We start from the raw sequence: 18,294 nt of genomic DNA on the forward strand, positions 1-18,294 counted from the left end.
TAAAGGCCTCCTTCTGTCTTCAGGTCAGTTTTGCTTTGCCAACTGAACAGCCAATTGAGCTGCGAGTTTTGCGTTGTTCTTCACAAGCGCAATGTTGGTTTTCAAGCTACGCCCTTTGGTGATTTCGAAAAGGTGGCCCAGTACAAATGGTGTCACATCTTTGGCCGTAATACCCTGCTTGTTTGCTTCCTCAATGGAAGCAGTAATAAACTCGGACATTTCGGAAACGGGTATTTCATCACCGGCAGGAACAGGGTTGGTGATCAAGGAGCCACCTTGACTACTGAACTCCTCGCGTGCCTTGAGAACTTTGGCGATGTCTTCGGGGCTGTCCAGCCGGTAAGGTGCTTTCAATCCGCTGTCGCGAGACCAGAATGCAGGGACTGTGTCAGCTTGATAGGTGATGACAGGAACGCCGCGTGTTTCCAGAACTTCCAAAGTCTTTGGAATATCAAGCAGTGCTTTGGCACCAGCAGAAACAACACAAACAGGGGTTCTTGCAAGTTCTTCAAGGTCTGCAGAAATATCAAAGGTGGTTTCAGCGCCGCGGTGCACACCGCCAATGCCGCCCGTTGCGAAAATTTTTACGCCAGCAGCATAGGCTGCCATCATGGTGGCGGCGACAGTGGTGGAGCCGTTGCGCCCCATGGCAATTGCAATGCTCAAGTCTGCCCGCGAGCACTTCATCACGTCTTTGGCTTGGGCCAGCTCAACCAGCTCGGCATCTTCAAGTCCAACGTGCAGCTTGCCTTCGAGCACAGCGATTGTTGCCGGAATAGCACCGTTTTCGCGAATAATCGCTTCCACTTCACGGGCGGTTTCCACGTTTTGCGGGTAGGGCATGCCGTGGGTAATGATGGTGGATTCCAGAGCAACAACAGGAGCGCCGGTTTTGAGCGCCTCTTCCACTTCTTTGGAGTGATAAATTTTCATTGTCATCTATCCCGTATTTTCTGCTTATGGTTGGGGGTGGTTATCCTGTTTCAACTGCAGTTCCTTGCAGCGTTTGTCCATGGCGGCCACTGTGAGTGTGGCAGGGGCCGCGCCTGTTGCCTCAATGGTGATGGAGGAGGCGGCCAGTCCATCATAGGCGCAGTCCAGCGTGGGCTTGCCTTGCCACTGGGCCCGCAAAAATCCGGCGATAAACGCATCACCCGCTCCGGTCACGTCCACTGTTTCACGCCGTGTCACGGGCAGGGAGTGCAGTGCGCTGCCCTTTGCAACAGTGAGTGCCTGCGGTCCATCGGTAATGCTCACCAGCTTGCAGCCCAAGTCTATCAAGGCCTTGGCCATGTCTTTGGTTGGCTGCTCAGTTCTTGTCTCCAGAAGGGCGGCAGCTTCGTGCCGGTTGGTGAACAGGCAGTCGATTTGTGAAAGGATTGGACGCAGCCTGCCCGCCTTGGCAATGGACACCGTATCCGCCGCCAGTTTTCTGTGTCCCTTCTGTTCGGCAATGATTTGCAACAGCTGGGGCTCCAGATTGGTTTCACAAAACCAGATTTCAGAGTTTTCCAGCGGCGCGGGCCAAAGCTCTTTGGTTGGCAAGGCCACTTTGGCTGTAATTTCGCTGTCTGAAATAGCTGCAAAAAGGTCGCCAGCAGGATTGTGCAGGGCCAGATAACTTCCCGTTCGAGCACCTTCAATCCGCTGAATACACTGGGTGAGAACGCCACGTTCCCCCAAGAAATCGGAGATCCACCGCCCATCGGCGTCATCTCCCACACAGCCAACGATGGCGGGGGAGAGGTCCAGCCGGGCAAGGGCCAGGGCGATGTTGGTGCCAACGCCTCCTGCGCACAGGGAAATTTTTCCCGGCGTGGATGTATCCTTGGCAATCAATTGGAAAGCATGGGCGACGCGGTCTGCATGAATGGCACCGAAAACGGCGATCGGGCGGGAAGTTGTGGTCATTCTAGCTCACTACTCACATTACAAGGGTTTTTCGTATCAGGGCAGGGCACTTGTGGCAATGCGTAAAGAAGCGTGGGCGATAGGAATGGGTTAACCATGCGGCGAAAACCCGCGAAAACTGGAGGTTTCAGAATCATCCCCAAATAGGTGCCTGTGAATATCTTTAAGTTACGCACATGGAACAATTGGAGAACATATTGAATTTTAAGGCATAAATACAATGGGTTATAGTGTGTTGAAAAATGGGAACAAAAAGCGTACAAAAGGGAAGCTTTGAATCTGCCCGTCCATCGTGGAATAAGGAACAGGTATACAATGTCACAAACTTCACTCCGCCTTGTTGAGAGCAATATGATGGACAAAACTAAAGCACTGGATGCAGCGCTTTCACAAATCGAGCGAGCCTTCGGTAAGGGCTCTATTATGCGTATGGGCCAAGGGCAGGCGGTGGAGATTCAATCCGTTTCAACCGGCTCGCTGGGGCTGGATATCGGCTTGGGCATAGGCGGTTTGCCAAAGGGGCGTATCGTTGAAGTTTACGGTCCTGAATCTTCCGGTAAAACAACGCTGGCCCTGCACACTGTTGCCGAGGCCCAAAAGGAAGGCGGCATTTGCGCCTTCATAGATGCCGAACACGCGCTTGATCCCATCTACGCCCGCAAGCTGGGTGTAAATATCGATGACCTGCTTATTTCGCAGCCCGATGCTGGGGAGCAGGCTCTGGAAATTGCTGATACGCTGGTGCGCTCCGGTGCCATTGATGTTCTGGTCATCGATTCCGTTGCTGCCTTGACACCAAAAGCGGAGCTGGAAGGCGAAATGGGCGATAGCCTGCCAGGTCTTCAGGCGCGTTTGATGAGTCAGGCCCTTCGCAAGCTGACCGCATCTATTTCCAAGTCCAACACCATGGTGATCTTCATCAACCAGATCCGTATGAAGATCGGTGTCATGTTTGGATCGCCAGAAACCACAACAGGCGGTAACGCTCTCAAGTTCTATGCTTCCGTGCGTCTGGATATTCGCCGCATCGGTTCCATCAAGGACAAGGACGAGATCGTGGGCAACCAGACCCGCGTGAAGGTGGTGAAGAACAAGATGGCGCCTCCTTTCAAGCAGGTTGAGTTCGATATCATTTATGGTGAAGGCATCTCCAAGAATGGTGAGTTGCTGGATCTGGGCGTTAAAGGCGGTATCGTGGATAAATCCGGTGCCTGGTTCTCCTACAACAGCCAGCGCCTTGGGCAGGGCCGTGAGAACTCCAAGAACTTCTTGAAAGAAAACCCTGAGATCGCCGATGAAATTGAACTGGCAATCCGCCAGAATGCGGGGTTGATTGCTGAAGTGATCGCTGATCCGGAAAAAGGGCAGGAAAGCGAATAGCGCGTCCTTCATGGCTTGGGGCTGAATAAGGCTCCTTCGACGCTCTTAAGCTCTCATGCACTGAGTTTTATGTGAAGGGGCCAGCCCGTAAAGGACTGGCCCTTTTTGTATGCGCGTGTGTGGCTGGAATGGCACGCAGCCTTCCCTTAAAATGTGCAGGAGTGTTTTTGCTGTGTATCGCGCCGCTAAAACCTGTAAAGCCTACAGAAATTTACCGGTTCGGAGTAGTTTTAAACGGTTCCCTGTCCAAACACATGGACAGTCGCAGTCTTCATCGATAAAACACCGGATAACTATTTAATGAACTTGGGTAGGCCAAGAGTAAGACTTCATGCCCCGAAGCCATTTTTACTTCGTGGTAAAATAGAACAAGACGGACAGCTGAACTTATGAGCGGTGTGAACGAAATCCGGTCGACATTTCTCGACTACTTTAAGAAAAACGGCCATGAGGTCGTGCAGTCTAGCCCCTTAGTGCCTCGTAATGACCCTACGTTGATGTTCACCAATGCGGGTATGGTACCATTTAAAAACGTATTTACGGGTCTGGAAAAGCGCGACTATGTACGCGCCACTTCCTCCCAGAAGTGCGTGCGTGCAGGTGGCAAGCATAACGATCTGGACAATGTGGGCTACACGGCCCGCCACCACACCTTCTTTGAAATGCTGGGCAACTTCTCCTTCGGAGACTATTTCAAGGCAGATGCCATCGAGCTTGCTTGGAAGCTTTTGACGAAGGAATACGGAATTCCTGCGGAAAAGCTCCTTGTCACCGTGTATTCCGAGGATCAGGAAGCTTTTGATCTGTGGAAGAAAATCGGTGGTTTGAGCGATGACAAGATCATCCGCATCGCCACCTCCGACAACTTCTGGTCCATGGGCGACACAGGGCCTTGCGGTCCGTGCTCTGAAATTTTCTATGACCACGGTGAAAAGGTTTGGGGCGGCCCTCCAGGTTCTCCCGAGGAAGATGGGGACCGGTTTATCGAGATCTGGAACCTCGTATTCATGCAATATGAGCAGCTCGCCGATAAGCGTGTGGACCTGCCGCATCCCTCCATTGATACGGGAATGGGTCTGGAGCGCTTTGCAGCAATTTTGCAAGGTTTGCACAACAACTACGAGATTGATCTGTTCCGGGCGTTGATCGGTTCCTCAGAAAACCTGACGGGCGTGGATGCAGAGGGCAAAGCTCTGGCAAGCCACCGGGTGATTGCAGATCATCTGCGCTCCACAGCGTTTTTGATTGCAGATGGAGTTCTGCCATCCAACGAAGGCCGTGGCTATGTGCTGCGCCGGATCATGCGCCGCGCCATGCGCCATGCGAACCTGCTGGGTGCCCGTGACCCGCTGATCTTTAAAATGGTGCCAACTCTGGTACGTGAAATGGGGCAGGCTTACCCTGAACTGGTTCGCGCCGAGCCTTTGATCACCGAAACATTGCAGCTGGAAGAAAAGCGCTTCATTAAAACACTTGAGCGCGGTCTAGGTCTTTTGGAAGATGCCACAGCCACGTTCGGTAAAGGGGATAGGCTGGACGGCGAGACAGCGTTTAAACTCTACGACACCTACGGCTTCCCGCTGGATCTGACGCAAGACGCTCTGCGCAGCCGTGAGATCACCGTGGATACCGATAGCTTTGAAAGCGCAATGGAGCGCCAGCGCGCCGATGCCCGTGCTGCATGGTCCGGTTCCGGTGAAGCGGCAACCGATGCTGTCTGGTTTGCCTTGAAAGAAAAGCTGGGTGCCACCGAGTTCCTTGGTTATGAAACCGAAAAAGTTGAAGGTGTTGTTCTTGGCCTCGTCAAAGACGGCGAAGAAGTCGACAGCCTGAATGCGGGCGATTCTGGTTTTGTGATTGTGAACCAGACACCGTTCTACGGCGAATCCGGTGGTCAGGTTGGCGATACCGGCATCATGTTTGCCGATGGGATCAAGCTTCAGGTTCTGGATACCTTGAAGAAAGCTGATGGCTTGTTTGTCCATCAGGTGGAAGTGGTTGAGGGAAGCGTAAAAGCTGATCTGGCGCTGGAGCTGGAAGTGGATAGCACACGGCGTACCGCCATTCGTTCCAACCACTCCGCCACACACCTTGTTCATGAGGCTCTGCGTGAAGTTCTTGGCACCCATGTGGCCCAGAAAGGCTCAATGGTATCACAAGAGCGCCTGCGTTTTGACTTCTCCCATCCAAAGCCGGTGGCAGATGAAGAAGCGGTGCGTATTGAAGCGCTTGCCAACACCATGGTTTTGCAAAACAGCCCAGTGGAAACCCGCTTGATGGCCGTTGATGATGCCATCGAATCCGGTGCCATGGCCTTATTTGGCGAAAAATATGGCGACGAAGTGCGCGTGGTGTCCATGGGCACCGCCGTTGAGGGCGAAAAAGCTGGTAAAACTTACTCAGTGGAGCTTTGTGGCGGTACTCATGTGCAGCGCACCGGTGATATCGGACTGGTGACAATCGTCTCCGAGGGGGCCGTTGCAGCAGGTGTGCGCCGTGTTGAAGCGCTCACCGGTCAGGCAGCCCGCGAGTATCTGGCGGAACAAGATGCCCGCATGCGTGAGACTGCAGGTATCTTGAAGACAAGCGCGGCAGACGTTCCAGCCCGTGTAAGTGCCTTGCTGGACGAGCGCAAGAAACTTGAGCGTGAGCTGGCCGAAGCCAAGAAAAAGCTGGCCATGAGCGGCGGTGGCTCCGCAGAAAACACCGTGCGCGATGCAGGCAGCTTCAAATACATGGCCCGCGTGGTGGAAGGCATCAATCCAAAAGACCTGAAAGGTCTGGCAGATGAAGGCAAGACAGCTCTTGGCAGCGGAATTGTTACATTGATCAATGTGGCGGAAGAGGGCAAAGCCTCCATCGTCGTGGGTGTCACTTCCGACCTCACCGACAAAGTCACTGCTGTTGATCTGGTGCGCATCGGCTCTGCAGCCCTTGGCGGGCGCGGCGGCGGCGGACGTCCAGACATGGCACAGGCCGGCGGCACCGACGGCTCCAAAGCTAATGAGGCTCTGGACGCCATCGGCGAACACTTGGCAGCTCTTTAATTGAAAAAATAAGGGGGAGGGGAAACCCTCCCTTTTTTATTGTCTGCTCTTAATTGTCACCTCACCTTACTCTGCTAGTTTCGGGAAGGTTTGGTGGATGAGCTGAGGCATGCTGCAGACGGTAAAGTTAAAAGTCTTTCGCGCTTTGGATTCGGGAACAGCGAATAATCGCAGTGCCCGCATTGTTGATATTGTTCTGATCAGTCTGATTAGTTTGACTGTGGCGATGACGGTGCTTGCCACTAAGCAGAGTTTTTTCAAAGACCACCAGACGTTTATTGTCTGGTTCAGTATTGTCGCCAGTATCATTTTCCTGAGTGAATATGCATTGCGCCTATGGGTTTCTGACCTGTACCCGCCGCTCAGGCAGCTCTCCCCTTGGAGGGCGCGACTTGATTATGCGCTTCAACCAATTGCAATCATCGATTTTCTGGCGGTTCTGCCATTTCTGCTCTCGCTTATATTGGATGAAGAGTCCTTGAAAGCCTTTGTTGTCCTGCGGCTCCTAAGGTTTTTCAAATTCGCCCGCTATTCCCCCGCCCTGCGCTCACTCCTCTCCGCAGTTCTGGTGGAGCGCAAGGCGATAGGGGCCAGCCTTCTGGTGATTTTAGGAACCATCCTGACAGCTGCAACCTTTATGTATCTCACGGAAAGGGATGCGCAGCCGGACGCGCTGGGCTCTATTCCCGCTGCCATGTGGTGGGCCTTTTCTACTTTGACCACTGTTGGTTACGGGGATGTCATTCCCATAACTCCACTGGGCAAAGTTATTGCAAGCCTTGTCATGCTTCTGGGGTACTGCCTGTTTGCGTTACCCGTGGGCATTGTGGGCACTGCTTTTGTGAGAGAGATTAACAGCCGGGACTTTGTCGTGAGCTGGAGCATGGTGGCAGAAGTTCCCCTGTTCCAAAAATTGTCACCGAGTGAGGTTGCGGACCTATGCCTGCTGCTTCATGCCCGCACCATACGTGAAGGTCATCGGATGCAAGATCTCTCACAAGTTGATGACAGGTTGTTCTTCATTGTCTCAGGCCGTGTCATCGCCACCATTAATGGAAAGGAGTGTACCTTGGGAACAGGGGACTTCTTTGGAAACCTCCCTCTTGTGGAAAGCCAGAAGCCGACAAGGATTGTGGCAGAGGCGGAGGGAACTGTGCAGCTTCTGGTCCTGCAACTGGAAGACCTGCGCCGGTTTATGGACCGAAAGCCCAAAGTCGCCAAGAAAATTATCTACAAAGCGCGTCAGGAGTTCCGGCGTGAGAAAAGTCGGAATGAAAAATAGTATTTTTGGATATCTATCGAAGTAATTTTAATTAATAAATGAATGTATGGTCATGATGCTAAGATTAATTATTATTATTTATATGTAGAAATTTGTATATGTTAATTGATATTCATATAAATCGTTATGAAGGAAAGCTTTTATAAAATTGTTGCATGATTTTATCTATAAGCAATTGCCTAACCAGTTGAATGGAATATCAGAATTCTTACCTATTATTGGATGTTGCTTGGAATTTATTCTGCTAACCTGTAGCTGCATAAAACAAGAATAACCCCTCAACCACGGAGAAACTCCATGGCAATTGAAAAAATGAACGCATCTAGCAGTCTTGCAGAAGTTATAGACCGGATTTTGGATAAGGGTATTGTCGTTGATGCATGGGCACGTGTCTCTTTGGTTGGCATTGAATTGCTGGCAATCGAAGCACGCGTTGTTGTAGCAAGTGTCGACACTTATCTGAAGTATGCCGAAGCTGTTGGCCTGACAGCTGGCGAGCAAACCGCAGCCTAACTGCCGGGGCTTGTTGTCCAGGCCGGCTTCGGAAACGGGGCCGGTCTAACCCTACAAGCAAGTAAGGGGATAGGGTCTCCCCGATGACCTCCCCGATGATCAAAGGTGTGAGGTAGCACAATGAGTTTAACCGATCAGATGGCCCAGTTGGCCGAAGGCATCATCGCAACAAGAGCGCAGCGCCTACAAGATGTTGCAGCGATAAAGCCAAATAGGAAGAAGAAGTCTCAAAAAGACCGCAAGGATAGACAAGCGGCGATGAGTAGTCTTCAATCATCAATCTCGGCGGACCTTGGAGGAATTTTCGGGGAAGTCGAAATGATCCGAAAGAATACTGCGCAATCCATATCTCAGATCCAAAAAGAGCAGAAGAAAAACGCAAGTGAAAAGCGCAAGGAACTGCAAGATTTCAGATCTATTTTGGATGTTCAGGTTTCCTCAATGATAGGCGGCTTGAAGGCAGACCGTTTGGGGGCCAGAAAAGCCTGGCAGGCAACCGTACAACCTAATCATACTGGTGGTGCTGAAACCCCGAAGAAGAGCGCTTCCAAGAAAACAAGAGCTCAGACAAAGCCTAAAAAGTAGTTCTCCATGCTCTTTGTGAGCATAGCGAAAAGTAGAAATAAACTACGAAAACCGGTCCGCCCTATGGCGGGCCGCAGACTCTACCTAGACCACCATACGACTTCAAAAATTTAAGATCGGGCGAGAGGTACAATCAATATGTCGGCAGTTTTGGGATCAAACCATTTTCAGGGCGTTACAACTTTGACGCCGCAGGCTCGGGCAGATTTCGTTGAAACCGAAAGTGTGAAATCCCTAACCAAGCGAGCTCTTGCCTATCTCAGAGCAGGATACTCCGTCCACTTTCGCGGGCCTGCTGGAACAGGAAAAACCACTCTTGCTTTGCATACAGCATCCCTACTAAGCCGCCCGGCGGTGATGATTACCGGTGATGAGGAGATGGTGACCTCCAATCTGGTCGGGGCAGAGCACGGGTATAGTTACCGTCAGGTGGTGGACCGCTACATTCACTCGGTCAAAAAGGTTGAAGTTGCCGCAGACAAACGGTGGGCCGACCATAGGCTGACCACAGCCTGCCGCGAAGGATACACTCTTATCTATGACGAGTTCACCCGCTCTCGGGCAGAAGCCAACAATGTCCTGCTGGGTGTCTTGGAAGAGGGGCTTTTGGTCTTGCCCGCACAAAATCAGGACGAACCTTATATCAAAGTCCATCCAGATTTTCGTGCAATCTTCACCAGCAATCCGCAGGAGTATGCGGGGGTTCATGAATCCCAAGATGCTTTAGGCGACCGTATTGTCACCATTGATGTGGGGCATGCCGATCTGGATCTGGAAGTGAGTGTGGCCGCTGCCCGCTCTGGCCTTGAGCGTTCTAAAGTCTCACAGATTGTGGGTATGGTGCGTGATTTTCGTGAAACAGGCGAATATGATCAAACCCCCACTTTGCGGGCCAGCATCACCATTTGCAAAGTGGCCGCGCAGGAAAACATCAGTCCCACCATAGATGACCCGTACTTCGTGCAGATTTGTCTCGATGTCTTGGGTGCCAAATCGGTCTTTATCGGGCGGGCCGATGATAAACGCCTGCAACAGCAAAAACTTCTGACCAGCCTTATTCAGCACCACTGCCCGCCGTTACCACCAACCACTTCCAAACCAAAGTCCGGTGGCAGGAAAAGCAAATCCAAACCCGCTGAGATGAAGGTATTGCGAAAGGACGGCCCCCATGCCCAAGGCGAATAAAAAACTGCAAAGTGCTCTGCGCAATGTTTCAACCTTGCAAACGCTGAACCGTGAGTGCCTTTCAGGAGAGCGTCACCACCTTGTGAGCCGTTTTTCGCAACTGGAGAACGAACGCGCCCGGCTGGAACGTGAATGTGAAATGTGGACCATGCGCGTGAAGGCTACCGAAGAAAAGCTCACCAAGGTCCGCACCCAGATTGATGATCTGCAACAACTCATTATGGAGCAACCGGTCAAGGTACCAGCTGCCCGCAAAGCAAAGGCACAGCATCGGCCACAAGCCAGTACAGAGGCGGCGGGAAAGGCTCGTCCGCCATCGCACAGTTTTCATCTCGATTACTGATGCACCGGCTGGAATGGGTTGAGAAAGACAGATCCGCATAAAGCCAACTCCACCGCTCAAGAAGGAAAGCTTGCAATGACGAAGAAAAAGACAACAGACCAAAGCGGATCAGCGGACAAGGGCGTCAGGTTTGGCGAGGGCGCGGTTGATATGGACTTTGGCGGATTGTTCAAGGGCCTTGGCAATATGATCGATCTGGTCGGTAAGCTTGCAGAAGCTGGTGAAAAGCAAAAATCCGGTCAGGGTGAGTTTAAGGTCAAAGGATTGGGCGATCAGGCAAAGGGCGTTTACGGCTTCAGCATTCGCTCAGGTCTGGGTGGCCAGAGCGCAAAAGTCGAACCGTTTGGCAATGTTTATTCAAGCGATGACGGCGTGGAAGTGAACGACGTCCGCGAGCCGCTTGTTGATGTGTTTGATGAAGGGGATGAGTTTGTCATAACCGCCGAGTTACCGGGCGTAAAAAAAGCAGATATCACCACCACCTTCAAGGGGGATCAGCTCACAATAAAAACCTCTGGAGGACGGCAATACGTAAAGGAAATTGAGCTACCTTCCAAGGTGAAATCCAAAACCCTTAAGCAGTCCTACAACAACGGTGTGCTGGAATTACGCGTGAACAAAGCCAAATAGCCCGTACCGCGGGAACTAAAGGAACGAAACGATATGAGTGCGACGGAGCATGAAAACGGCAAATATCTTTATGCTATTATCAACTGTCCGGAAGCACGAGAGTTTAAGGAGCGTGGCATTGGTGAGCGCAGCGATCCGGTTTACACCATCAATAAGGGCCGCATTGCCGCGTTGGTGAGTGACTCTCCCGTTGTCGAGTACGACAATAGCCGGCGCAACATGATGGCGCACACTTTGGTGCTCGAAGAGGCGATGGAAGAGTTTGACCTTCTTCCGGTGCGCTTTGGCACAATTGCCCCAGAGGCAGATTCCATTTGCGAGCGGCTTTTGGAACGGCGCTATGAAGAGTTCTCTCAGTTACTTGGACAAATGCATGGGCGGGTGGAACTGGGCCTGAAGGCGTTTTGGTATAAGGATGTGGTTTTTGATGAAGTGATTCAGGAAAACCCGAGTATCCGTGAGCTACGGGATTCTCTGGCAGGCAAGTCCCCAACAGAGAGCCATTTTGATCGTATCCGGCTTGGCGAAGCCGTTGAGAAAGCCCTGACAGAGAAGCGCAGGGTTGACGAAGAAACCATCTTGTCCCGCATTCGCCCCCATGTTCGAAAAACCAGAAGCAACAAGATTATCAGCGAGAGAATGGTGCTTAATGCTGCCTTTCTCGTGGACCGTGACAAGGAAAAGGATGTCGACCTTGAAGTCCAGAAACTCGATGAGGAGTTCGGGACGCGCTTGATGTTCAAATACGTAGGCCCCGTCGCACCCTATAATTTTGTCAATATTGTCGTTGATTGGAAGGCGCAGGGGTCAGCATGAGTATCCTTGGAAAAGTCCTGAGTGCACCGGTGTCTGGCCCGTTGAGTGGATTGGTCGGGATTGCCCGTCTCATTGATGATCAACTCAAGAAAGAACTTTATGATGAGGACAAAGTGCGCGGCAGTCTGGCTGAACTGGAGCTCATGCTGGACCTGAAAGAAATTAGTTTGGAGGAATACGAAGAACAGGAAGAGCAGCTGTTAGGGCGGCTCAAAGAGATCCGGGAGATGAAAGCAAATGGTGAAATCTAGCGAAACTGAAAGGCTCAGTTCCCTTTCCAAAATACCACCTCATGTGGGCGCCACTGTTGCCAAGTCGCTCAAGGATGGCGTTAAACGAAAAACTGCTAAGGAAAAACCCATTATGGCCTCTGCCAAGCCGGTCTCGTTAATAGCGGGCGCGAAACTGCAGCTGAAGGAGCTCACCGGCTATCCGGTGGACAGTATTGCCGAATTTAAACAGATCGAAGGCGGATGGAGCCTGACTTCAACTGTGATTGAGCTTGAGCGCATTCCCTCTTCAACAGATGTGCTTGCGGAGTACTTGATCGACCTTGATCCAAACGGAGACATCATCAGTTATCGCCGTGGCAGGCGGTTTTATCGCGGTGATGTCGGGGCTATGGAATGACCTTGGACAGCTCAGGTGCGCAGATTGACTGTCCCATCGGAATTTTCTTGGGCGTGGAGCGCCATGTAGAGCAGCTCACCACCGCGCTCAATCAAGCGTCAAAGGTAGAGCAAAAAGCGCAGCATGCACAGCAACTGACAGAGGCATTGGAGCCGCTGCTTGAGTGTCAAAGTTATGATCACAGCAATCCCAATTGCAGCATGTGCCGCCAGTTTTCACAATTGCGGCAAAAAACAGCGGCGATAGTGATGCAAGCGGCACGGTTGTCGCAATAGGGGAAGGGAAAGAGTGCCATATGCAAGATGTATCCATGGAGCATTCGGTTAAAGGGGAAACGCTTGCCGATATTCTCGACCGTGTGCTGGACAAAGGCGTTGTTATTGCCGGAGATGTGACGGTCTCTCTCGTTGGAGTTGAGCTGCTTAACATTCGCTTGCGCTTGCTGATTGCCTCCGTCGACAAAGCGCGGGAAATGGGCATCAACTGGTGGGAAACGGATCCTTACCTATCTGCCAAAGCTGCGAAAATGGAAGAGGAAAACAAAAGCCTGCAAGAGCGAATAGAGCATCTGGAACAGCTTGTTGCGCGTAGTGAAGGACAGGAACTGAGATGATCAAATCCGAGCCATCTGATTTTAGCGAAGCACTATACATTTATGCAGTTATTCCGCAAAGCGCGGCTGAGGGCGTACGCCGGATCATGCCGCAAGAGCTGCAGCTGATTTCACAGCAATCATTTACCGCAATTTGCCGCAGGGCTGCAGATGTCCAGATGGCCAGCCTTAACCGTCAGGATCTGTCACGGCAATTGCTTGCCCATCAGCAAACGGTAGAGGCAATTATGCCTGTTACGCCCATCTTACCGGTTAAGTTTGGGAGCGTCGCGCCAGATCGGGCAAGCATAGAGCGCGTTTTGGAAAATGGCGCACCGGAATTCCTGAGGGCGTTTGAGCAACTTGCGGGAAAAACACAATTCGAAGTTCTCGTGATGTGGAATCTAGAGGAAGTACTGGCCGATCTTTCCCAATCGCCAGAAGTGACCGCCCTGAAAAGTTCTGGCCTAGGCGCTGTCGAGCTGGGTGTTGCCGTCAAAGATCTTATAGATGCCCGCCGCGAGGCTCTCGCCGAGCAGCTGTCTCAAGCCCTGCGCGGGGTCTCTTTCGATACCATCAGTAATGTACTGATGGATGATCGTATGGTTCTCAACCTCGCGACTTTGATAGACAAGGACAGGACGGGTGAGTTGGATACTTGTCTGGAAATGTTGGATACGGTAACGGGCGGGGCTTTGAATTTCCGCTGCGTCGGCCCACTTCCTCCTTTCAGCTTTGCAACAGTCGAAGTGAACTTCCTTGACCCTTCAAAAGTGTTGTGGGCGCATGGGGTGCTTGGCTTGGCGGAGGGTGCCATCTCCGCGGAAGTGAGGGCAGCCTACCACCGTCTTGCGAAACAGATGCACCCCGATACCGGTGCGACTACTCAGGAAAATGACCAGATGTCAGAGCTGCAGGACGCCTACAAGACACTCTGCGCCTTTACAGAATCTGGCGGACCCGTTCAGGTTTCGGTTTGTCGGCTAGAGCTTGGAGTGCCTGGCGGAGCAGAATAGAGGAGGCGGCTATATTGACACAGTCACTTATCTACCTGTTTGGCATTATTCGTAGTTGCGATCATGTGGATGGTTTCCTTGATCCCGTAAAGTTGGGAGCTGCCGAATTCGGTTCCCTGCGCTATCTGAGCGAAGGCGGGATCTGCGCGCTCATTAGTACCTTGCAGTTTTCACAGGGCAGTAGTTTCTCGCAGTTGCTGGAGGAGCCCGCGCAAGCAGAAGCCTTGGTCCTGCATCATCACAGGGTACTGGAAGCAGCGGCTGCTAGCACAGCTGTGTTGCCACTACGATTTGGTAGTGTGTTCACCAGTGAAGGCCCCCTACGTAGTATTTTGACTGAGCAGCAAGGCCGCTTCTTGAAAACCATTCGAGACTTTGAAACCTCATCGGAATGGGGGGTAAAGATCTATTGCGAGAGGGACCTTGTCAACGAAGATGTGCGCCAGCACAGCATTGAGATCAAGAATTTCCAAAATACTTTGAGAAACGCCAGTGATGGCAAGAAGTTTTTCCTGCAACGAAAACTGGAGAAAATGACGAGTGAAGCGGGGGAGAATGCTATTGCCAATTTCCTGCGCGATACCATTATCTGCTTAAAGCGGGTCTCCAAAGCGCACCGTCCAAGCAAAATACAGAGCAACACCTTAACTTCCTCCGGTTCTGAGTTGATTTTAAATGATGCCTTTTTGGTAGAGCGAAGCCGTGAAGAAGAGTTCCATGCGGCAATTGCGGGATTGAAAAAAGCCTATGCGGCCAAAGGAGTGACATTCAAAACTACAGGCCCGTGGCCAGCCTACAGTTTTGTGCCGGGCAAACTAACGGGAGATGAGCATGCCGTTTGAAAGCGCGAACCACCGTGAGCTGGCAATTTCTGATCTTCTGGACCGTGCCCTGCACAAGGGGATTGTGATTTGCGGTGAGGCAACCATTTCTCTGGCTGGAGTAGATTTGGTTCATGTGGGCCTGCAGGTGCTGGTCGCCTCTGTCGATACCGTACAGAAGAAACAAAGTGTTTCTCCTGAAGAGCCGGAGCTGCCGTGATGCTGGTGCATGTCTATGCCATCACCGATTCCTATAGTGCGCATACCTCGAAGATATCGGGGCATGAGGGCTGCGAAATTACTTTGCTTCCTCAGGGCGGCCTTTGGGTTGCTGTCAGCAAGGCGTCCGGTGAGGTTCTGGAAGCCTCTGTCGAAAGGGTCTGGCTCCATGAGCAAGTTCTCTCGCAGTTGCTGGAGCACCACGCCGTTTTGCCCATGCGCTTTGGAATGATCTGCGAGGACACGCATCTGGCCTCTTTCATAGGGGAGCGCACACAGGTGTTGAACGCCGATCTTCGCCGTTTAAACGGTGCGGTGGAAATGGCTTTGCGGGTTAGCTTGAAGAACTCGCCTATTGTTGAAGAATTGCCAAGGGAGCTCGCTCCCCCCCATATATCTGGGCGATCCTATCTTCTCTCGCGGGTCAAGCAGCGCGAGCAAAGGCTGGCGCAGGCCTATCCCCTCAGTCCGTTGAAAGCCCATCTGGAGGCCTGTTGCCGCCAAAGCCTCTGGCAAGAACCCTCAGCTGAAGGGGAGCCCTACAAAGTGTCTTGCCTGATTGGCCGCAATGAGGTGTCCGCCTTTGCTTGCGCCATGAAGGAGATGGAAACGCCGGAAGTCAAAATAAGCTGCACGGGGCCTTGGGCACCTTATTCCTTTGTCAGCAGCATGTCCGCATTAGGGGTGGGGACATGAGTAACGCACAAAGCACAGCAGATACCTTTACCCCTGAAGACCAGTTGAGCGGCGGTGAACAGGTTAGCCCCTCGCAGCCGCGCACCGGGCACTCTGGGCCGTTAGAAAACCGCTTGGAAACAGATGCCAATAATGCGGCAGATGATCTTGTCCGCTTGGTTCTGGCTTTGATTGAGACCCTGCGCCAGTTGATGGAAAAGCAGGCCATCCGCAAGGTGGAGAACGGCTCGCTCAAGGATGAGGAGATTGAACACCTCGGCCTGACCTTGATGCGGCTGGAACAACGCATGGAAGAGCTTAAGGAGCATTTTGGTCTGGAGCAGGAGGATTTGACCCTTCGTCTCGGATCCTTGGGGGATTTGAAAGAAATTCTTGGTGAAGACAGGCCATAACGGCGGAACAAACCACAAAGCGCTGCTTAATCTGGCCGCAGCAGAAGAAGCCACGTGATGAGCGAAAAACAAGTAGAAACAAAAGATGTTGAGGTGCCAATCGAGCTGAAAGTGGCAGAGGCTGCCCAGCCGGATGTGGGACGCGGCCTTGTGAGGTTGGACCCCGCCGATATTCGCAGGGTTGGAATCAAAATTGGCGATGTGGTTGAGATAAAGGGAAAACGCAGCGCCTTTGCCCGCGTGGTTCCCGCTCATGCGGAACATCGGGATCAGAAACTGATCGCAATGGATGGCATTATGCGCTCAAATGCCGACGCGGGGTTGGGGGAGCAGGTGAGCGTTTGCTTGGCAAGTGTTGAGCCTGCAAAGTCCGTAAAGCTTGTTCCCGAAAGTGGCAGGGGGGTTCCCGGTCATCAGCTCACAAGGCTGTTGCAAGGTATTCCCGTCACAAAAGGCGACCGCGTCCGCCTTTCCTCATTCGGCGCCAATGCCCGCCACTTTACCGTAAGCGAAACCAAGCCCAAGGGGCCGGTGCTTATCGGCACAGGGTCTTCAATCCGCTGCGAGGCGGGGAAGGCCAGTAATGGCTCACCCATAATTACCTACGAGGACATTGGCGGTCTCAAGCGCGAACTCTCCTCCATCCGCGAGATGATCGAACTGCCTTTGAAATACCCGCAGGTGTTCGAGCAACTTGGTATTGATGCCCCCAAGGGCGTCTTGATGCATGGCCCTCCCGGCTGCGGTAAAACCTTGATAGCACGCGCTGTGGCACACGAAGCCGATGCACGGTTTTTTGTCCTCAGCGGGCCGGAAATCATGCACAAGCACTACGGCGAGAGTGAAGCGCACCTGCGCAAGGTGTTTGAAGAGGCCTCAAAAGCTCCAAGCATCATTTTTCTGGACGAGATCGACGCCATAGCACCCAAACGCAACGCGCTGGGCACCGAGCAGCAGGTGGAGCGCCGTGTTGTCTCCCAGCTTTTGACCTTGATGGATGGCCTGTCAGGGCGCGGACATGTGATTGTTATCGGAGCCACCAACCTTCCAGATGCCATCGATCCGGCCTTGCGCCGCCCCGGCCGCTTTGATCGTGAAATTGTCATCGGCGTTCCCGACCGTCTGGGGCGTCACGAAATCTTAAACGTACACACACGTGGGATGCCTCTATCTGATGATGTGGACCTTGAGCGCCTTGCGCAAGTAACCTACGGCTTTGTTGGCGCGGACTTGCAGTCCCTTGCTCGTGAGGCTGCCATGGCACGGCTACGCCGAGTTTTCGAGCAGCAAGGGTATGAATTTGAAACTATTCAGTTGGAAACCCTTGAGGGACTGAATGTTGATATGGAAGACTTCCAGCACGCCCTGACCGTGGTGGAACCTTCAGCCATTCGAGAAGTCTTTACCGAAATTCCCAGTGTGAAATGGGGAGATGTTGGGGGCTTGTCCCATGTGAAGCAGCTTTTGGAAGAGGCGATCACATGGCCGCTTTCTTACCCCGATCTGTTTAATAAGGTGGGTATCTCCCCGCCCAAGGGCGTGTTGTTAAACGGCCCGCCGGGTGTTGGAAAAACGCTGGTAGCCAAAGCACTTGCAACCGAAAGTGGCGTCAACTTCATTTCCATTAAGGGACCGGCCCTCATGAGTAAATGGGTGGGCGAGAGCGAGCGGGCAGTGCGCGAGGTTTTTCATAAAGCCAAGCTTGCTTCCCCGTGCATTTTATTTCTGGATGAGGTGGACAGCATTGCACCGCGCCGTGGCGGCGGCGACACGAGTGCGGTAACCGACCGCATTATCGCCCAGTTGCTGACCGAGATGGATGGTGTGGAAGAGCTGCGCGATGTTCTGGTTCTGGCAGCCACCAACCGCAAAGACCTTGTCGATACGGCTCTCTTGCGGGCAGGGCGCTTTGACTATGTTGTTGACCTGCCCCTGCCAAGCCTTGAGGCACGGCAGGAAATTTACCGTGTCCATACCCGTGATAAACCTTTGAGTCCGGATGTGAAACTCAAGACCCTTGCTGTGGAGAGTGAGGGCAGAAGCGGCGCGGATATTGAACTGCACTGCCGCAAGGCTGCCTCTCTGGCCATTCGGGCGTTTTTGAATGAGGGGTTTGACCCGGAGAACCAAACGGACCAGTTGAAGATCGAGCGCAAACACTTTGTGAAGGCGAAGGAAGATAAAGGAGGGCCTTCCTAACGTGCACCCCAAACAAACCATAGGAATTTTCACGGCA

General features: G+C 52.5%; 21 protein-coding genes and 1 pseudogene. 20 read left to right on the plus strand and 2 right to left on the minus strand.

What is annotated here, in order from left to right:
• Nucleotides 1–24: 24 nt before the first annotated feature.
• Complete coding sequence (locus P6574_RS04640; protein WP_310619218.1) at nucleotides 25–939, minus strand: pseudouridine-5'-phosphate glycosidase; 915 nt, start codon at nucleotides 937–939, stop codon at nucleotides 25–27.
• Between the two features lie 18 nt (nucleotides 940–957).
• Nucleotides 958–1,911: a carbohydrate kinase family protein gene (locus tag P6574_RS04645; protein ID WP_310619219.1), complete on the minus strand. Its 954-nt coding sequence runs from the start codon at nucleotides 1,909–1,911 to the stop codon at nucleotides 958–960.
• A 315-nt stretch (nucleotides 1,912–2,226) separates the two neighbouring features.
• Here P6574_RS04645 and recA point away from each other — a divergent pair, with 315 nt between their 5' ends.
• From recA to P6574_RS04740, 20 genes and pseudogenes are all read left to right on the plus strand, one after another.
• Nucleotides 2,227–3,291, plus strand: coding sequence for a recombinase RecA (gene recA / locus P6574_RS04650; RefSeq protein ID WP_310619220.1), 1,065 nt, complete (start codon nucleotides 2,227–2,229; stop codon nucleotides 3,289–3,291).
• 389 nt (nucleotides 3,292–3,680) lie between these two features.
• Nucleotides 3,681–6,338 carry an alanine--tRNA ligase gene (alaS, locus tag P6574_RS04655; RefSeq protein WP_310619221.1) on the plus strand — a complete coding sequence of 886 codons (2,658 nt, stop codon included), beginning with the start codon at nucleotides 3,681–3,683 and terminating at the stop codon, nucleotides 6,336–6,338.
• Between the two features lie 226 nt (nucleotides 6,339–6,564).
• A pseudogene (locus P6574_RS22050) lies at nucleotides 6,565–7,128 on the plus strand (ion transporter); the annotation flags it as partial.
• 192 nt (nucleotides 7,129–7,320) lie between these two features.
• Entirely contained in the window at nucleotides 7,321–7,620 is a 300-nt protein-coding gene (locus P6574_RS22055) for a cyclic nucleotide-binding domain-containing protein (RefSeq protein WP_405048130.1), read from the plus strand.
• 297 nt (nucleotides 7,621–7,917) lie between these two features.
• Nucleotides 7,918–8,133, plus strand: coding sequence for a gas vesicle structural protein GvpA (gene gvpA / locus P6574_RS04665; RefSeq protein WP_310619223.1), 216 nt, complete (start codon nucleotides 7,918–7,920; stop codon nucleotides 8,131–8,133).
• 120 nt (nucleotides 8,134–8,253) lie between these two features.
• Entirely contained in the window at nucleotides 8,254–8,718 is a 465-nt protein-coding gene (locus P6574_RS04670) for a hypothetical protein (RefSeq protein ID WP_310619224.1), read from the plus strand.
• A gap of 138 nt (nucleotides 8,719–8,856) precedes the next feature.
• Nucleotides 8,857–9,903, plus strand: a complete 1,047-nt coding sequence (gene gvpN / locus P6574_RS04675; RefSeq protein WP_310619225.1) for a gas vesicle protein GvpN — start codon at nucleotides 8,857–8,859, stop codon at nucleotides 9,901–9,903.
• A complete protein-coding gene (locus tag P6574_RS04680; protein ID WP_310619226.1) occupies nucleotides 9,887–10,246 on the plus strand; it encodes a hypothetical protein in 360 nt (119 codons plus the stop codon). Before gvpN ends, P6574_RS04680 begins: the two co-directional genes overlap by 17 nt.
• Before the next feature lie 75 nt (nucleotides 10,247–10,321).
• On the plus strand, nucleotides 10,322–10,876 hold the full coding sequence (locus tag P6574_RS04685) for an Hsp20/alpha crystallin family protein (protein ID WP_310619227.1): 555 nt from the start codon (nucleotides 10,322–10,324) through the stop codon (nucleotides 10,874–10,876).
• 33 nt (nucleotides 10,877–10,909) lie between these two features.
• A complete protein-coding gene (locus P6574_RS04690) occupies nucleotides 10,910–11,692 on the plus strand; it encodes a GvpL/GvpF family gas vesicle protein (protein ID WP_310619228.1) in 783 nt (260 codons plus the stop codon).
• Nucleotides 11,689–11,943 carry a gas vesicle protein GvpG gene (locus P6574_RS04695; RefSeq protein ID WP_310619229.1) on the plus strand — a complete coding sequence of 85 codons (255 nt, stop codon included), beginning with the start codon at nucleotides 11,689–11,691 and terminating at the stop codon, nucleotides 11,941–11,943. The genes P6574_RS04690 and P6574_RS04695 overlap by 4 nt, the downstream gene beginning before the upstream one ends.
• On the plus strand, nucleotides 11,930–12,322 hold the full coding sequence (gene gvpO / locus P6574_RS04700) for a gas vesicle protein GvpO (protein WP_310619230.1): 393 nt from the start codon (nucleotides 11,930–11,932) through the stop codon (nucleotides 12,320–12,322). The genes P6574_RS04695 and gvpO overlap by 14 nt, the downstream gene beginning before the upstream one ends.
• Nucleotides 12,319–12,597, plus strand: coding sequence for a hypothetical protein (locus tag P6574_RS04705; protein ID WP_310619231.1), 279 nt, complete (start codon nucleotides 12,319–12,321; stop codon nucleotides 12,595–12,597). The genes gvpO and P6574_RS04705 overlap by 4 nt, the downstream gene beginning before the upstream one ends.
• A 20-nt stretch (nucleotides 12,598–12,617) precedes the next feature.
• Nucleotides 12,618–12,935, plus strand: coding sequence for a gas vesicle protein (locus P6574_RS04710; protein ID WP_310619232.1), 318 nt, complete (start codon nucleotides 12,618–12,620; stop codon nucleotides 12,933–12,935).
• Entirely contained in the window at nucleotides 12,932–13,930 is a 999-nt protein-coding gene (locus P6574_RS04715) for a GvpL/GvpF family gas vesicle protein (protein WP_310619233.1), read from the plus strand. Before P6574_RS04710 ends, P6574_RS04715 begins: the two co-directional genes overlap by 4 nt.
• Nucleotides 13,931–13,944: 14 nt before the next feature.
• Nucleotides 13,945–14,772 (plus strand): GvpL/GvpF family gas vesicle protein, encoded by an 828-nt coding sequence (locus P6574_RS04720; RefSeq protein ID WP_310619234.1) that lies wholly within the window; start codon nucleotides 13,945–13,947, stop codon nucleotides 14,770–14,772.
• A complete protein-coding gene (locus tag P6574_RS04725) occupies nucleotides 14,762–14,971 on the plus strand; it encodes a gas vesicle protein (RefSeq protein ID WP_310619235.1) in 210 nt (69 codons plus the stop codon). Before P6574_RS04720 ends, P6574_RS04725 begins: the two co-directional genes overlap by 11 nt.
• On the plus strand, nucleotides 14,971–15,666 hold the full coding sequence (locus tag P6574_RS04730; RefSeq protein WP_310619236.1) for a GvpL/GvpF family gas vesicle protein: 696 nt from the start codon (nucleotides 14,971–14,973) through the stop codon (nucleotides 15,664–15,666). The genes P6574_RS04725 and P6574_RS04730 overlap by 1 nt, the downstream gene beginning before the upstream one ends.
• On the plus strand, nucleotides 15,663–16,058 hold the full coding sequence (locus P6574_RS04735) for a gas vesicle protein K (RefSeq protein ID WP_310619237.1): 396 nt from the start codon (nucleotides 15,663–15,665) through the stop codon (nucleotides 16,056–16,058). Before P6574_RS04730 ends, P6574_RS04735 begins: the two co-directional genes overlap by 4 nt.
• Nucleotides 16,059–16,115: 57 nt before the next feature.
• Nucleotides 16,116–18,257, plus strand: coding sequence for a CDC48 family AAA ATPase (locus P6574_RS04740; RefSeq protein WP_310619238.1), 2,142 nt, complete (start codon nucleotides 16,116–16,118; stop codon nucleotides 18,255–18,257).
• The last annotated feature ends 37 nt before the right edge of the window (nucleotides 18,258–18,294 follow it).

It is taken from the genome of Pseudovibrio sp. M1P-2-3 (genome assembly GCF_031501865.1).
Taxonomy (GTDB): Bacteria; Pseudomonadota; Alphaproteobacteria; order Rhizobiales; family Stappiaceae; genus Pseudovibrio; species Pseudovibrio corallicola.

Coding starts and splice junctions, on each gene's coding strand:
- P6574_RS04640 (WP_310619218.1), bottom strand. CDS start 939: ATGACAATGAAAATTTATCACTCCAAAGAAGTGGAAGAGGCGCTCAAA.
- P6574_RS04645 (WP_310619219.1), bottom strand. CDS start 1,911: ATGACCACAACTTCCCGCCCGATCGCCGTTTTCGGTGCCATTCATGCA.
- recA (WP_310619220.1), top strand. CDS start 2,227: ATGTCACAAACTTCACTCCGCCTTGTTGAGAGCAATATGATGGACAAA.
- alaS (WP_310619221.1), top strand. CDS start 3,681: ATGAGCGGTGTGAACGAAATCCGGTCGACATTTCTCGACTACTTTAAG.
- P6574_RS22055 (WP_405048130.1), top strand. CDS start 7,321: ATGCAAGATCTCTCACAAGTTGATGACAGGTTGTTCTTCATTGTCTCA.
- gvpA (WP_310619223.1), top strand. CDS start 7,918: ATGGCAATTGAAAAAATGAACGCATCTAGCAGTCTTGCAGAAGTTATA.
- P6574_RS04670 (WP_310619224.1), top strand. CDS start 8,254: ATGAGTTTAACCGATCAGATGGCCCAGTTGGCCGAAGGCATCATCGCA.
- gvpN (WP_310619225.1), top strand. CDS start 8,857: ATGTCGGCAGTTTTGGGATCAAACCATTTTCAGGGCGTTACAACTTTG.
- P6574_RS04680 (WP_310619226.1), top strand. CDS start 9,887: ATGCCCAAGGCGAATAAAAAACTGCAAAGTGCTCTGCGCAATGTTTCA.
- P6574_RS04685 (WP_310619227.1), top strand. CDS start 10,322: ATGACGAAGAAAAAGACAACAGACCAAAGCGGATCAGCGGACAAGGGC.
- P6574_RS04690 (WP_310619228.1), top strand. CDS start 10,910: ATGAGTGCGACGGAGCATGAAAACGGCAAATATCTTTATGCTATTATC.
- P6574_RS04695 (WP_310619229.1), top strand. CDS start 11,689: ATGAGTATCCTTGGAAAAGTCCTGAGTGCACCGGTGTCTGGCCCGTTG.
- gvpO (WP_310619230.1), top strand. CDS start 11,930: ATGGTGAAATCTAGCGAAACTGAAAGGCTCAGTTCCCTTTCCAAAATA.
- P6574_RS04705 (WP_310619231.1), top strand. CDS start 12,319: ATGACCTTGGACAGCTCAGGTGCGCAGATTGACTGTCCCATCGGAATT.
- P6574_RS04710 (WP_310619232.1), top strand. CDS start 12,618: ATGCAAGATGTATCCATGGAGCATTCGGTTAAAGGGGAAACGCTTGCC.
- P6574_RS04715 (WP_310619233.1), top strand. CDS start 12,932: ATGATCAAATCCGAGCCATCTGATTTTAGCGAAGCACTATACATTTAT.
- P6574_RS04725 (WP_310619235.1), top strand. CDS start 14,762: ATGCCGTTTGAAAGCGCGAACCACCGTGAGCTGGCAATTTCTGATCTT.
- P6574_RS04730 (WP_310619236.1), top strand. CDS start 14,971: ATGCTGGTGCATGTCTATGCCATCACCGATTCCTATAGTGCGCATACC.
- P6574_RS04735 (WP_310619237.1), top strand. CDS start 15,663: ATGAGTAACGCACAAAGCACAGCAGATACCTTTACCCCTGAAGACCAG.
- P6574_RS04740 (WP_310619238.1), top strand. CDS start 16,116: ATGAGCGAAAAACAAGTAGAAACAAAAGATGTTGAGGTGCCAATCGAG.